This is a genomic window from Achromobacter spanius (genome assembly GCF_029637605.1).
GTDB classification, from domain to species: Bacteria; Pseudomonadota; Gammaproteobacteria; order Burkholderiales; family Burkholderiaceae_B; genus Achromobacter; species Achromobacter spanius_E.
Genome location: NZ_CP121261.1, coordinates 4,320,936 through 4,335,800, shown reverse-complemented (window position 1 = coordinate 4,335,800; position 14,865 = coordinate 4,320,936). Strand labels below are relative to the sequence as shown.

The 14,865-nt window shown below is 64.9% G+C and carries 12 protein-coding genes; 10 read left to right on the top strand and 2 right to left on the bottom strand.

The features are described 5' to 3' along the window. Positions 1-2: 2 nt before the first annotated feature. Both P8T11_RS19320 and P8T11_RS19315 read right to left on the bottom strand, forming a co-directional pair. On the bottom strand, positions 3-425 hold the full coding sequence (locus P8T11_RS19320) for a hypothetical protein (protein ID WP_268080485.1): 423 nt from the start codon (positions 423-425) through the stop codon (positions 3-5). A gap of 7 nt (positions 426-432) precedes the next feature. Next, positions 433-2,820: a type VI secretion system Vgr family protein gene (locus tag P8T11_RS19315; protein WP_268080486.1), complete on the bottom strand. Its 2,388-nt coding sequence runs from the start codon at positions 2,818-2,820 to the stop codon at positions 433-435. Positions 2,821-3,337: 517 nt separating this feature from the next. Here P8T11_RS19315 and tssA point away from each other — a divergent pair. The 10 genes from tssA to tssH are packed head-to-tail and all read left to right on the top strand — an operon-like array spanning position 3,338 to position 14,862. Beyond that, positions 3,338-4,435 carry a type VI secretion system protein TssA gene (tssA, locus tag P8T11_RS19310; protein WP_268080487.1) on the top strand — a complete coding sequence of 366 codons (1,098 nt, stop codon included), beginning with the start codon at positions 3,338-3,340 and terminating at the stop codon, positions 4,433-4,435. A 39-nt stretch (positions 4,436-4,474) separates the two neighbouring features. Continuing rightward, the gene (gene tssB, locus P8T11_RS19305) at positions 4,475-5,023 is read left to right on the top strand and encodes a type VI secretion system contractile sheath small subunit (protein ID WP_268080488.1); all 549 of its coding nucleotides are present in this window, start codon (positions 4,475-4,477) and stop codon (positions 5,021-5,023) included. Between the two features lie 30 nt (positions 5,024-5,053). Beyond that, on the top strand, positions 5,054-6,556 hold the full coding sequence (gene tssC, locus P8T11_RS19300; protein WP_268080489.1) for a type VI secretion system contractile sheath large subunit: 1,503 nt from the start codon (positions 5,054-5,056) through the stop codon (positions 6,554-6,556). Between the two features lie 50 nt (positions 6,557-6,606). Next, entirely contained in the window at positions 6,607-7,092 is a 486-nt protein-coding gene (locus P8T11_RS19295) for an Hcp family type VI secretion system effector (protein ID WP_268080490.1), read from the top strand. A 12-nt stretch (positions 7,093-7,104) separates the two neighbouring features. Continuing rightward, positions 7,105-7,923: a type VI secretion system accessory protein TagJ gene (locus P8T11_RS19290; RefSeq protein ID WP_268080491.1), complete on the top strand. Its 819-nt coding sequence runs from the start codon at positions 7,105-7,107 to the stop codon at positions 7,921-7,923. Continuing rightward, positions 7,923-8,483: a type VI secretion system baseplate subunit TssE gene (gene tssE / locus P8T11_RS19285; RefSeq protein WP_268080492.1), complete on the top strand. Its 561-nt coding sequence runs from the start codon at positions 7,923-7,925 to the stop codon at positions 8,481-8,483. The genes P8T11_RS19290 and tssE overlap by 1 nt, the downstream gene beginning before the upstream one ends. Then, positions 8,483-10,429, top strand: a complete 1,947-nt coding sequence (tssF, locus tag P8T11_RS19280) for a type VI secretion system baseplate subunit TssF (protein WP_268080493.1) — start codon at positions 8,483-8,485, stop codon at positions 10,427-10,429. Before tssE ends, tssF begins: the two co-directional genes overlap by 1 nt. A gap of 28 nt (positions 10,430-10,457) precedes the next feature. Next, positions 10,458-11,117 carry a DUF3540 domain-containing protein gene (locus P8T11_RS19275; protein ID WP_278072147.1) on the top strand — a complete coding sequence of 220 codons (660 nt, stop codon included), beginning with the start codon at positions 10,458-10,460 and terminating at the stop codon, positions 11,115-11,117. A gap of 4 nt (positions 11,118-11,121) precedes the next feature. Then, a complete protein-coding gene (tssG, locus tag P8T11_RS19270; protein ID WP_268080495.1) occupies positions 11,122-12,228 on the top strand; it encodes a type VI secretion system baseplate subunit TssG in 1,107 nt (368 codons plus the stop codon). A gap of 15 nt (positions 12,229-12,243) precedes the next feature. Then, entirely contained in the window at positions 12,244-14,862 is a 2,619-nt protein-coding gene (gene tssH, locus P8T11_RS19265; protein WP_268080496.1) for a type VI secretion system ATPase TssH, read from the top strand. The last annotated feature ends 3 nt before the right edge of the window (positions 14,863-14,865 follow it).

Here is a 14,865-nt window from a genome sequence, read left to right as displayed (position 1 = left end):
CGCTACCCGGTGGGCTGATCAATGGCGACGTCACGCGTGGCCGTATTTTCCCGCGCTTCCACCCGCACGCGCACTTGCACGATCTTGCCCACGCCGAAGTCAGCCAGGTGCAGCGGCGACAGCGGGACGCGCAGCGTGTGGGCGAAGGCCGGCGTGGTGTCGGTCGCGGCCACGTCCAGGTCCAGTTCAATGACGAAATACAGCGTTTCGCCGATGCGGGTGCGCGTGTCGCGCGCAGCGGTCACGCGCGCGGTGCTGGCCACGCCCGTGACGCGCACGGCTTCAAGCTGCCGCGCGTCCGCACGCGCCTCCGCCCGACGCTTGCGTTCGCGTCGAAGCATGAAAGCCGCTTGCGCGCCCGACAGCAGCAAGCCCAGCACCACCCACTTTCCCCAATCCGGCCAAGCCGTCACGAATTCGGACATGGGCGCCTCAGATGATGGTCCACAGGCCGACCATGGACGCGCCCAGGCCGACTTTCTCTGCCTTCTGCAGATCAAAGGCGTAGCTGGATCCGGTGGTGCGATACGACACCAACTGGCCGATATTGCTGACCGCGGCGTAGTTCGTGAAGGACAGATTCAACATGACGGTGGTGCGGAACAACGCCACGCGATGCAGCCCGAATTCCGCCTTGGCCACCGCCAGGCCGATGGAGAACGGCGTGGCCTGCAACCAGCTTTCCTTGGACAGGTCCTTGACGTTGGCGGCGTCCATCACCACGTCGGCCGGGGTTTCCAGCGTGATGTTGCCCTTGGCCTTGACCATCACCGTGGAATCTTCCGATTCCATGTGTGCCTTGCCCTTGGACTTGATGTCCATCGTGGCGGTCTCCGACTGCACCAGCATCGCGGTCTTGGCCTTCACGTCCATATTCGCATCGGTGGACAACACTTCAACCTTGCCCTTGGCCTTTTCGGTCAGCGTGCCTTCCTTGACGTGATGCAGCGAATTGCCGCTGTTGACGTAAACCTTCTGGCCGGTCTTCAGCGTTTCCTTGAACGGCCCCGTGATCTCGCGCTCTTCGCCCTTGGCGGCCACGGTGGTCTTCAAACCGTTGTCGAACTTCTCGTCCATCAGGCCGTCTTTCACGTTGACGGTACGCGATGCCTTGACGGTGTATTCCTCGTGCCCCGTGACGTAGACGTCTCGGCGCTTGCCGACTTTCAGGTTGTCGGTGCCGGTGATGTTGATGTCGCGAAAGCCGCCGATCTTGGTGGTGTCGTTCTCGCCGATCGTCGTGCTGCGGTTCAGGTCTGTTGTGTGCGTCTCGTTGGCTTCGACTTCCGTGCAGAGCTCGCGCTCGGCGTGCAGCCAGATGCGTTCGCAGCCGCTCTTGTCTTCAAACATCAGCGCGTTCGCGGTGGCGGGCGTGCCGCTTTTCGAGCGGCTCAGGAAGCCGCTTTGCGTGGCGTTGTCGGGCAGGTCCCACGGCGGCAGGTTGTTCGCATTGAAGACGCGCCCGATCACGATGGGGCGGTCGGGTTGGCCGCCGATGAAATCCACGATCACTTCATCTCGCACGCGCGGTAGCTGGATGCCGCCAAAGCCGCCGCCGGCCCAGGGGCTGGACACACGCACCCAGCACGAACTGTTTTCGTCTTTCTTGCCGTAGCGGTCCCAGTGGAACTGCACTTTGACGCGGCCCATCTTGTCGGTCCAGATTTCCTCGCCCTGCTTGCCCACCACCGTCGCGGTCTGTGGCCCGTGGGTACGCGGGATCGGTGTGACGCGCGGCGCGCGAAACTGCGTGCTGGAGGGCAGCACAACGAATTCCAGGTCAAAGTCACCCGGATCGATCTGGCCGCTGGCGTAGCCCGTTTCTCGGATGCGGTAGTAGGTGCTGACGACGAGGTACTCGCGGTTTTCAGCTTGCCGTGGATGGTTGCGCAGTGTGAAAAGATGTCCGGTCGAAAGCCCGCGCGCGTTGGATGCGCCGGTGCTTTGCTCCTGCCTGCATTGCAGGTCTTGCAGCCGCACGCGCGTGTAGTGTTCGGCATCGTCGGGGTTTGTGTAGCCACCCTGCCATTCGAACATTTCCAGATCACCGTGGTCATACGCGCCGGGGTTGTTGCGCCGCGCTTCCAGGCTGGCGGCGGGCGTCAGCGGGTGGTAGTCGGTGGTGGCGAACGCGCCGGGCGTGATCTGTTCGGCGACTTCCCATTTGTGGATGTAGTCTTCGCGCGGAACGGTGACGCGGTCGGGTCCGTAATAGGGGATCTGCTCGTAGTCAGGCACCGGTTCATGCTGCGTGATGTCGTCGGTCAGCACCAGCGTGTGCTTGCCCTTGTCGTGCTTGAACCAGAAGTAGATGCCTTCGTGCTCCATCAAGCGGCAGATGAAGGCGTAGTCGGTTTCCTGGTACTGCACGCAGTATTCCCAATGGCGATACGTCTCCGTCAGCTTGAACTCGACGGGGTAGCTGTAGTCCTTGAGCACCTCGCGGATCACGTCGGGCACGCTCTTGTTCTGGAAGATCTTGTTGTCAGACGTTTGCGTCAGGTACCAGAGCCAGGGCCGTACCGTGGCGCGGTAGATGGTGTAGCGCGACGTGTTGTTCTCGCGGCCCACCAGCACGCAGCGGGTGATGTGTCCGCTGAGATAGCGCGGCGTGCCCGGTGTGGTCTCGATCTCGAGCGTCAACGGCTTTCCAAGCAGCGACTTCATGTCCAGCGCATAGGACTCCGACACCAGCTCGACTTCAAATTCAAATAGCTGCGACAGGCTTTCGGCGCCGTGCATGCCGCGAAACTTCAATTGCTCTGGCGGCAAGGGCGTATGCGCCTTGACGACGCGTTCGCTTGGCACGGTGCGGTCCATCTCATCGTCTCCTTATGAGAATTCAAAGCTGCTGCGCTTGCTGTTCCGAGTGTTTCGCGAGCGCGCGAATGGCGCGCGCCGCAGTGCCTGCAATGTGAGGGCCGGCCACGTAGCGGGCCGCTTGCAAAAAGGGCGGGCGCCGCCGTGAAGAGGGGGCACCGATGCCGGGGACGTCTGTCTCTGAATCTATTTACGCGCCAGTCTGTCGCCAGCGTGAGCGCCGATTGTAGGCAGCGTGCAAAGCGAGCGAAAAGCCCAAACACATGCTTTTGTGTTTTTTACGGTTCAGTAACAACGCTTGCGCCGACACCCGCGTTGCGTAAGGAATATGTCAAAACATCAGCGTAGCAGGGCGAAAAGTGTGCATTTGTTTAGTGCTTGTTAGCTGGTTGTAAGAAAAATCTGAAGTTGTGAGTTGTTCGTTGCATGCGGAAAGACGTGCCTAGAATTCTCCCTTCCGTGAAGCAGCGCGGAGCGTAGTGGTTGGTTCCAGGCAGCATCCCCAGGCATCTAAGCAATGACTATGGACTTCGCCGATATCCTCAATACACTCGATTCACGTCTGCCCTGCGGGGAAGACCTCGAATACGACGCTGACTTCCTGCAGTTGCAGCAAGCCGCGGCCGGCCGGGACGAACAGCAGTTCGGCTCGACCATCATCGCCGCGCAGCCGCCGGACTGGCGCGAGGTCGAACGCCTGGCGCGTGCGTTGCTGGAACGCACACGAGACCTGCGCGTGATCGGGCTGTTGACCTGTGCCTGGACCGAGATCCGCGGACTGCCGGGTTACGCAGACGGGCTGGCGCTGGCCGTTGACACCCTGGAACGCTATTGGGAGCCCGTGCATCCGCGCCTGGATAGCGTGGGCGAAGACGATCCGATGCCGCGCATGAATGCGCTGGCGGCGTTTGGCGATATGCAGGGTTGCGCGCGCAGCGTGCGCTCGGCGAGCCTGGTCAATGGGGTGCATGGGCAACTGTCCTTGCGTGATACCGAGGCGCTGCTGGATGGCAGCCGCCAGGACGCCGACTGCTATCCGGGCGGGCGTCCCCGCGTGGTCGCGCGCCTGCGTGAAGCGTGGACGCAACGCGAAGCCGATGTGCTGGCGCTGGCGTCCGCGTCGGAGGCATTGCGGCGCATACAGAAACTGGTGACGGACAAACTGGGCCCCACGTGGGCGCCTGACTACACCGCCGTCCTGCGCACGTTGAACGTCGTGCTGGATGCCGCGCGCGATGGGCCGCAGGTGTCCTCTGATGCAGCCGGAATGTCTGCGCCGCCGCAAGCCGCTCTCCAGGATGACTCGGCGCAGGCTGCTGACGCGCCCGCCAGCAGCACCACACCCAACACCACACCCAACACCACACCCAACGCCGGCGTGCGCTGGCAGGACGCCCGCATCCAGTCGCGCGAGGACGCCATGGCCATGCTGGCCAAGGTCAGCGCGTACTTCGAAGCCAACGAGCCCGGGCACCCCGCGCCTTATCTCATCCGTCGCACCCAGCAACTCATTCCGTTGAGCTTTCACGACATCATCAAAAACCTGGCGCCCCAAGGCCTTGAGCAATTCGAGGCCTGGCTGCCGCGTGACACGGAGAGCCGGCCGGATTCGTAGGGCGGGCCAGCCCCCACATAAACAAGAGGAGACAACACCATGGCGACCAGCCTGAAAGGAAGCGGCCAGAAGTTCATTGCCAGAAACCGCGCGCCGCGTGTGCAGATCGAGTACGACGTGGAAATCTACGGCGCGGAGCGCAAGATCCAGTTGCCCTTCGTGATGGGCGTGCTGGCCGACCTGGCCGGCAAGTCCGAAACGCCCCAGCCCGAAGTGGGCGAGCGCAAGTTCCTGGACATCGATATCGACAACTTCGATGAACGCATGCGTTCGATCCAGCCGCGCGCGGCGTTCCAGGTGGACAACACGCTGACCGGCGACGGCAATCTGAACGTGGACATCACGTTCGAAAGCATCGACGACTTCTCACCGGCCACGGTCGCCAAGAAGGTCGGCGCATTGAACGAGCTGTTAAGCGCGCGGACCCAACTGGCCAACCTGCTGACCTACATGGACGGCAAGACCGGTGCCGAGGAGCTGATCGGCAACGTGCTCAAGAACCCCGCGCTGATGAACGCGCTGGCGGCGGCCCCCAAGCCTGAAGCACCGCCCGCATCAGACCCCGCCGCCACGGACCCGGCCGCCTAGTTCCGCTAGAACCGCTTTTCGGAGAATGCCATGACCGCAGTGGCCAAACGCGCGGACGCGCGCGCTGTCGACACCCTGGAGGCCGACGACCTGTCCGCGCTCCTGAAGAAGGAATTCAAGCCCAAGACCGAGCAGGCGCGCGTGGCGGTGGAGCACGCCGTGCGCACGCTGGCGCATCAGGCGCTTGAGAACAGCGGCGTCGGGCTGTCGTCGGACGCCTATCGCACCATCCAGGCGATCATCGCCGAGATCGACCGCAAGTTGTCCGAACAGATCAACCGGGTAATGCACCATCCCGAATTCCAGCAGCTTGAAGGCGCGTGGCGTGGCCTGCATTACCTGGTCACCAACACCGAAACCGACGAGCTGCTGAAGATTCGCGTGATGAGTATCTCGAAGGCGGAGCTGGGGCGCACGCTCAAGCGCCACAAGGGCGTGGGCTGGGACCAAAGCCCCATCTTCAAGCGCGTGTACGAAGAAGAGTATGGCCAGTTTGGCGGCGAGCCCATCGGCTGCCTGGTGGGCGACTACCACTTCGACCACAGCCCACCCGATGTGGAGTTGCTGGGCGAGATTGCCAAGATTTCGTCCGCCGCGCATTGCCCCTTCATTGCCGGCGCATCGCCCAACGTGATGCAGATGGATTCGTGGCAGGAACTGGCCAACCCGCGCGACCTGACCAAGATTTTCACCAACACCGAGTACGCCGCCTGGCGCAGCCTGCGCGAGTCCGAAGACTCGCGCTACATCGGGCTGGCGATGCCGCGCTTCCTGGCCCGCCTGCCTTATGGCGCGCGCACCAATCCGGTGGACGAATTCGACTTTGAAGAAGACACCGACGGCGCCAACCACGACCGCTACACCTGGGCCAATTCCGCGTACGCGATGGCGGCGAACGTAAACCGCTCGTTCAAGCTGTACGGCTGGTGCACGTCGATCCGGGGCGTGGAGTCAGGCGGCGCGGTGGAAAACCTGCCGTGCCACAGCTTTCCCAGCGATGACGGCGGTGTGGACATGAAGTGCCCGACCGAAATCGCCATCAGCGACCGGCGCGAGGCCGAGCTGGCCAAGAACGGCTTCATGCCGCTGGTGCATCGCAAGAACTCCGACTTCGCGGCCTTCATCGGTGCGCAGTCCTTGCAGAAGCCGCACGAGTACTACGAGGCCGACGCGTCGGCCAATGCCAAGCTGGCCGCGCGCCTGCCGTACCTGTTTGCCTGCTGCCGGTTCGCGCATTACCTCAAGTGCATCGTGCGCGACAAGATCGGTTCGTTCCGCGAGCGCGACGACATGGAGCGCTGGCTGAACGACTGGATCATGAATTACGTGGATGGCGACCCGGTGAACTCGTCGCAGGAAACCAAGGCCCGCAAGCCCTTGGCGGCGGCCGAGGTGCAAGTGCAGGAGATTGAAGACAACCCGGGCTATTACTCGGCCAAGTTTTTCCTGCGGCCGCACTATCAGCTGGAAGGGCTGACGGTGTCGCTGCGGCTGGTGTCCAAGCTGCCTTCGCTCAAGCAGAACGAAGGCTGAGCCTCAGACTAGATGGGCGCAGCCGCGCCCGATAACTTCAGGAGACAGATGTGGCTGTGGATATGTTCATGAAAATCGATGGCGCCAACGGTGAGTCCAAAGACGCCAACCACAAGGACTGGACGGATATCGTGTCCTTCTCGTGGGGCGCGACGCAGCCAGGCAACCTGGCCAGCGGCGGCGGCCTGGGCGCGGGCAAGGCAAGCTTCAACGACCTGCACGTGGTGGCGCGTATCGACAAGGCGGCCCCCGCCGTGATGAAGCACTGCGCCAGCGGCAAGCACCTGGGCAAGATCGAGCTGTCCATGTGCAAGGCGGGCGGCGAGCAGATCGAGTATTCCAAGATCACGCTGGAAGACGTAATCGTGTCGTCGGTGCAGATCTCCGGCGACCGCAGCGCGGACGGCGTGGTGGTGAACTTCGCGTTCCAGGCAGCCAAGGTCAAGCAGCAATACTGGGAGCAGACCGAAAAGGGCGGCAAGGGCGCCGAAAGCTTGGTGGCCTGGGATATCAAGCAGAACAAGGAAGTCGGTTAGCGCGGAGCCTTCATGTCTATAGTTGCCGTTCCTTTCGGCGCGATCAGCCTGTCTGGCCAGTTGGACGAAGTGCAGGCGCAGATTCGCCGCCGGCCGGCCGACGCGGACTTGCGCGCGCAACTGTTCCAACTGCTGGTGGTGCAGGGCGACTGGGCGCGCGCCGCTGAACAACTGAGCGTGTGTGGCGCGCTCAGTGCGCAGGCGCGGCCAATGGTGGCGCTGTACGCCAGCGCCATCGCGGCCGAGCGCGAGCGGGAAGCTGTGCTGGCGGGCCAGGGCGAACCGGTCGTGCTGAGCGAACCCGATGCCTGGATGCAGGCCCTGATGTCGGCGTTGAGCCAGGATGAGCGCGGACCCAAGACGCAGGCCGCCGAGCTGCGCGCCCAGGCCTTGCAGGACGCCACGGCGGGCGCGGGCCGGGTGCAAGGGGTCATGCAGGACGCGCCGCTACCGTTTCAGTGGATCTGCGACGGTGACAGCCGCCTGGGACCCGTCTTCGAGTTCCTGGGCGCGGGGCGCTACGTGTGGCTGCCCTTCGCGGCGCTCAAGCGGGTGCGCCTGCTGGCGCCAGAGGGGCTGTGCGACCTGGTGTGGGCGCGCGCCGAGATCGAACTGCTTGGCGGCCGGACGCTGCAAGGCCTGGTGCCGGCGCGCTATCCGCCCGCGCCTGGCGCTCGCATGATCGATCTGCCTGACCCCGTCAAGCTGGGGCGGGTCACCGAATGGCGGCCGCTGTATGCCGACACCTATGCCGGCGTGGGTCAGAAGATGTGGCTGACCGACGCGGGCGAGTTCGCGCTGCTTGACCTGCGCAGCCTGGAGCTTGCCTGATGGGCCACGCCGACGATACGGCCCGTTGGGAACCCCTTGCTCGCACGCCGCGGACCCCGCGCGCGGCGCGGGACCGCCTGCAGCCGTCGTTGCTGGATCGCTTGATGGACAACGAGCCGTTGCGCCGCCAAGAGCCGCGCGATAGCGCCATGCTCACGCATGAGCAGTTGCGCGCGGCCGTATTGCGAGATCTGCGCTGGCTGCTCAATACGGTCAACTTGCAGACGTCGCAGGATCTGTCGGCGCATCGTCCTGTCGCCACATCGACAGTGAATTTTGGCGTGCGGGCGATGGCCGGAAAACGCATGTCGGAGATCGACTGGATCGACGTGGAAGATTCCATCCGCAATGCGATTTCCGCGTTTGAGCCACGCATTCTGGATTCCTCGGTCGAGGTGCGCTGCGTGACGGACACGGGCACCCTGGAACATCACAACGTGTTGAGCCTTGAGATCCGGGGCATGTTGTGGTGCGTGCCGCATCCGCTTGAGTTCCTGTTCCGCACGGACATCGATCTGGAAAGCGGCCACATGGATCTGCGCGATTTGGGCGGCCTCTGATGGACGCCCGACTGCTGGACTATTACAACCGCGAGCTTGTGTATCTGCGCGAGCTGGGCGCGGAGTTCGCCCAGGCGCACCCCAAGGTGGCGGGCCGCCTGGGCATGAACGCGACGGAAGTGGCGGACCCGTATGTTGAACGTCTGCTGGAAGGCTTCAGCTTTCTGACCGCGCGCATCCAGATGAAGATGGACGCGGAGTTTCCGCGCTTCTCGCAGCGCTTGCTGGAAGTGGTGTATCCCAATTACCTGGCGCCTACACCGTCGATGGCGATCGTGCAGTTTTCGCCCAGCATGAACGAGGGCACGCTGGCGGGCGGCTTTGAGCTGCCACGCGGCACGCTGCTGCGCGGCCGTGTGCCGCGTGGCGAGCAGACGCCTTGCGAATTCACGACCGGGCACGCCGTGCGCTTGTGGCCGCTGCAAGTCACCCAGGCCGACTTCACCGCCGCGCCGCAGGACTTGCCGCTGGCGCGCCTGGGCCTGGCGGGCCGGACGGGCCGCGTGCTTAGCGCGCTGCGCATCCGCATCGAAATTGGTGGCGGCCAGCGCCTGGAAGACCTGGATCTTGATCAACTGATGTTCCATCTGAATGGGCAAGATCTGCAGATGCAGCGCTTGCTGGAAGTGTTGATGGGACACACGGTGGCGGTGCTGGGCCACGACACGACGCGTCCGGTGGCGTGGATCAACAAGCTGCCGGCCACCGCCGTGCGCCACGAAGGGTTCGCGGATGACCAGGCGCTGTTGCCGGGCGATGCGCGCGTGTTCCAGGGCTATCGCTTGCTGCAGGAGTACTTCGCCTTTGCGCAGCGTTATCTGTTCTTCAGTGTGAATGGCTTGAAAGCGGGGTTGAAGACCGGGGCGAGGGCGGTGTCGGGCGTGGGTTCGCTCGGCGCGGCGCCATCGCCATCGCAAGGCACGCCACGTGATACCCGCGCATTCGATCTGACCTTCCTGTTCTCCGTGGCCGCGCCGGAACTGGAAGGGGCGATTTCGGCCGCCAACCTGGCGCTGCACTGCACGCCGGTGATCAACCTGTTCCCCAAGCGCGCCGACCGCGTGGCGATCACGCCGCGCACGTCCGAATATCACGTGGTGGTCGATCGCAGCCGCCCCTTGGACTACGAAGTCTTCGGCGTCACGCGCGTGACCGGTCACGCCTCCGCGCAGCAACAAGAGCAGGAGTTCCGTCCGTTCTATGGGTCCCTGGGCAGCGACCCGGATGACTACGGTGCGTATTTCTCCGTGCGCCGCGAGCCACGGCTGATCTCTGACACCGCCCAGCGCAACGGCACGCGCACCGGCTACACCGGCAGTGAAGTGTTCCTGTCGCTGGTGGACCGGCACGAAGCGCCGTTCTCCGGCCAATTGCGCCATGTGTCGCTGGAAACGCTATGCACGAATCGGGACATGGCGCTGCTGCTGCCCTTGGGCACGGACACGGACATGACGTTGCGCGTGTCGGCGCCCGTGCGCGCGGTGAAGGTGCTGCACGGCCCCACACGCCCCTGCGCGGCGTTGGCCGAGAACGCCGCCACCTGGCATCTGATCAGCCACCTGGGGCTGAACTATCTGAGCCTGACGGACCTGGACACGGAGCAGGGCGCGCAAACACTGCGCGAGATGCTGCACGTCTACGGCAACCTGGCCGATCCGGTGGTGCGCAAGCACATTTCCGGCCTGCGGCACGTCAGCGCCAAGCCCGTCTATCACCGCTTGCCGGTGCCTGGGCCCATCGTGCATGGACGCGGCGTGCGTATCGCGCTGCAAGTGGACGAGGGGGCCTTTTCCGGCATTAGTCCGTATTTGTTTGGCGCCGTGCTTGAACAGTTTTTCGCGCGCCATGTCTCGATCAACATGATGTCGGAGCTGGTCTTGTCGACCCTGCAGCGCGGCGAGGTTGCGCGCTTCAAGCCCCGCATGGGACGCCGGCCGGTGGTCTAGGCCCGCATCCCGTTACGAACTGGAGCGCATGATGAAATCCGCCGCAAGCCTGAACCGCATCGCCTATGACCCCGTACATCTGCTGGGCGAAGTGCTGCATGCTGAACCCGACGGCCAGTACGCCGTGGCCTGCGATGGCCGCACATGGTTGGCGCGGCGCGCCGCCAGTTGCCTGCTGACGCCCGAGGCGGGTGACGAGGTGCTGATCAGCGGGCCGGATCCGTCGCGCGTGTATCTCATCGCGGTCACGGTGCAAGCGGCGCCCGCGCGCACGACGCTGGAAGCGCAGGGCGACTTGGTGCTGCGATCGCAGGGCGGCTGCGTGCGCGTGGAAAGCGCGGGCGACGTGACCTTGCAAGGTCAGAATGCCGTGCGCGTCCGCACCGCCGAATACTCGGTTGAAGCTGCCGACGAAAACCATGCCTGCAAGCGCGTGCGCATGGTCGCCGAACAGTTGCACGCCACCATCGGCGAGACGCGGTTGGTGGGCCGAAACTACGAAGCGGTGCTGGACCGCATGACGCTCATGGCGCGCCTGTCGATGCGCAGCGTCAGCGAGGTTGACCAACTGCGCGCGGGTTCCATTGATTTCCAGGCCGACCAAAGCGCGCGGCTGCATGCGTCGTACACGCTTTTGACGGGTTCTGACCTGGTCAAGGTGGACGCCAAGCAGATACACATGGGGTGACGCGGTGGACGTCACGCAACCCGTCGCCGATCCGGTTTCCCCCAGCGCCGCTGCTTCGAATGAGGCGCAGGCGCAGTGGTGGCGCGCGCTGGAGCGCGAGCCCTACGCGCACGACCTGTTCCATGCCCTGCGTTGGATCGACGCGCATTGCGGCGCGCGCAAGCCGCTGGGGCGCGATACCGTGGCGCGTTATGAACCCGTGCGCATGCGGCAGGAGCCATCCATGGCCTTCGCGCCGTCCACGTTGGCGCGCGTACAGGCGGCCCAGGGTGGCCGGCCGGCAGAAGTCTCCATCCATGGCTTTGGCCTGTTCGGCCCGAACGGCCCCTTGCCGCTGCACCTGACCGAGCATGCCCATGAACGCATGGCGCATTACGGCGACCGCACGCTGGCCGCCTTCGCCGACGTGTTTCATCACCGGCTTATCCTGCTGTTCTACCGCGCCTGGGCCGACGCGCAAAGCACAGTCAGCCTGGACCGCAAGGACGCGCGCTTCACGCGCTATGTGGCCAGTCTGTTGCACATGGGCGAGCCATCGATGCGGCGGCGCGATGCCGTGCTGGACCATGCCAAGTACTTCATGGCGGGGCATCTGGTGCGCCAGACCCGCAACCCCGAAGGCCTCAAGCACATCCTGCAAGCGTTCTTCGGCTTGCCGGTGTGCATTCGCGAATTCGTGCCGCAATGGATACGGCTTGAACCCGAGCAGCGGCTTGGGCTGGGCAGCGCGGTGGGCTTGGGGCGCGATACGGTGCTGGGCGTGGCGGTGCGCGATGCGCAGCACAAGTTCCGCATCGAGATCGGTCCGCTGGCCTTGGACGATTACAAGAGCTTCCTGCCAGGCAGCCAGCGTGCGCAACAACTGACGCATTGGGTCAGGCACTACATCGGTGTGGAGCTGGCTTGGGACGTGCGCCCGGTGCTGCGTGCGCAAGACGCAGAGGGTGTGCGCCTTGGCGCGCCCCGACCGCTGGGGCTGTCGACGTGGCTGGGCAAGCGCCGGCCGGCACAGGGTGATGCCGGCGATCTGCTGCTGGACTATGAACGCCGGGAACAAACCCCGGCACGTGGCCGGTCGCCGGCTCAACTCTCCAGGACACCACGCGCTTGATCGCGCCATGATGCCATGTCGGATATCGGTCGTATTGAACTCTTCGGAAAGCTCAATCCCCTGCTCTACCAGGCATTGGAGGGCGCGACCGCATTCTGCAAACTGCGCGGCAATCCCTACGTGGAGCTGGTGCATTGGCTGCATCAGATTCTGCATGGCCAGGACAGCGACCTGCATCGCATCGCGCGCGCCTTCGAGCTGGACCTGGGGCAATTGCAGGCCGACCTGACAGCCGAGCTGGACCGTCTGCCGGCTGGCGCGGGCTCGGTGTCCGATCTGTCGGAACACATCGACCACGCCGTTGAGCGCGCCTGGGTGTTGGGCTCGTTGCGTTATGGCGCGACGCGCATCCGCAGCGGCCATCTGCTGACGGGCCTGGTCAGGACCTACGCGCTGCGCCACGTGCTGCTGGGCATGTCGCCCCAGTTCTCGCGCATCGTGCCGGACAAGCTGCTTGAGCAGATGGATGCGATGGTGCAAGGTTCGCCGGAAGCCGCCACCGCCACGGACGTCGTTGGCGATGATGCGCGGGCGCTCGGCAAGGATCTGGCCGCGTTGGAGCGCTTTGCCGTGGACCTGACCGCCAAGGCCCGCGCAGGCGAGATCGACCCCGTATCCGGCCGCGACGAAGAGATCCGCCAGATTGTCGACGTGCTGATGCGCCGCCGGCAGAACAATCCCCTGCTGGCCGGAGAGGCCGGCGTGGGCAAGACCGCGGTGGTGGAAGGCTTGGCATTGCGTTTGGCCGCGGGCGATGTGCCGCCACCCTTGCGCGACGTGTCGCTGTATCTGCTGGACATCGGCCTGCTGCAAGCCGGGGCGGGTGTGAAAGGAGAATTCGAACAACGGCTGCGCGGCGTGATCGATGAGGTCCAGGCAAGCGAGCGGCCCATCGTGTTGTTCATCGACGAGATCCACACGCTGGTGGGCGCGGGGGGCGCGGCCGGCACGGGCGACGCCGCCAACCTGCTCAAGCCCGCGTTGGCGCGTGGCCAGTTGCGCACCATAGGTGCCACCACCTGGTCGGAATACAAGAAGCACATCGAGAAAGACCCTGCGCTTAGCCGCCGCTTCCAGGTGGTGCAAGTGCACGAGCCGGACGAAGCGCGCGCGTTCAACATGCTGCGCGGCCTGGCCGAGACCTTGCAGGCGCATCACGGCGTGCTGCTGCTGGACGAGGCGATCACCGCGGCGGTGAGCTTGTCGCACCGCTACATCCCTGCGCGTCAGTTGCCCGACAAGGCGGTGGCCTTGCTGGACACGGCCTGCGCGCGCGTGGCGATCAGCCAGCACGCCGTCCCGCCCGCGCTGGAGGATGCGCGCCGTCGCATTCAGGCGCTGGAGACCGCGCTGCGCATCGCGCGGCACGAAGTCCATCTTGGCGCGGGCGACGCACAGCGCGTTGAACGCCTGGAGGCGGAACTTGCCGACGCCGTGCAGGAAGAAGCGAAGCTGGCGTCTGGCTGGGAGACTCAGCGCGATTTGGCGGCAAAGGTGTTTTCGCTGCGCGAGACCTTGAACGCGCCGACGGCGCCGGCGTCGGAACACGCATTTACGCGGCAGGCCCTGGCCAGCGCCGCACGCGCCTTGGTTGATGGCCAGGGCGAGGCGCCGATGATCCATACCGCCGTGGACGCGGCGGCGGTGGCGGCCGTGGTGGCGGACTGGACCGGCATCCCCGTGGGCCGCATGGTGCGGGACGAGGCGCACGCCGTGCTGGCGCTGGCGGACACCTTGGAGAAGCGCGTGATCGGGCAGCGCGAGGCGCTGGAGGCCGTGGCGCGCCGCATCCAGACATCGCGTGCCCGGCTGACCGATCCGGGCAAGCCGGTGGGCGTGTTCCTGTTGTGCGGACCCAGCGGCGTGGGCAAGACCGAAACCGCGCTGGCCTTGGCCGAAGCGCTGTATGGCGGCGAACAGAACCTGATCACCATCAACATGAGCGAGTTCCAGGAGTCGCATACCGTCTCCACACTCAAGGGCGCGCCGCCAGGTTACGTGGGCTACGGCGAGGGCGGCGTGTTGACCGAGGCCGTGCGCAGGCGGCCCTATTGCGTCGTGTTGCTGGACGAAGTCGAGAAGGCACATCCCGACGTGCATGAGATTTTCTTCCAGGTCTTTGACAAGGGCTGGATGGAGGACGGCGAGGGCCGCTATATCGATTTCCGCAACGCCGTCATCATCCTGACGTCCAACGTGGGCACGGAGCGCATCGCCACGCTATGCCGCGACCCGGCGCTGATGCCGGACGCCGAAGGCTTGGCGGCGGCACTGCGCGACCCCTTGTTGCAGGCATTCCCGGCGGCGCTGCTGGGCCGACTGATGGCGGTGCCTTACCTGCCGTTGTCGGACGACATGCTGGCGCGCATCGTGGCGTTGCAGTTCGACCGCGTGCGCCGCCGCCTGCAAGAACACCATGGCGTGGTGTTGGACGTGACTGAGGATGCGACGGCGCTGGTCGTGGCGCGCTGCACGGAAGTGGAATCCGGCGCGCGCATGGTGGACGCCATCCTGACCAACACGGTGCTGCCGCAGATCAGCCGCGAACTGTTGGGCGCATCCATGCAGGACCGCAAGCTGCAAGCCGTGCGCCTGTCCACCAACGGTGGGGAGTTTCGCTATGACTACACGTAAGCC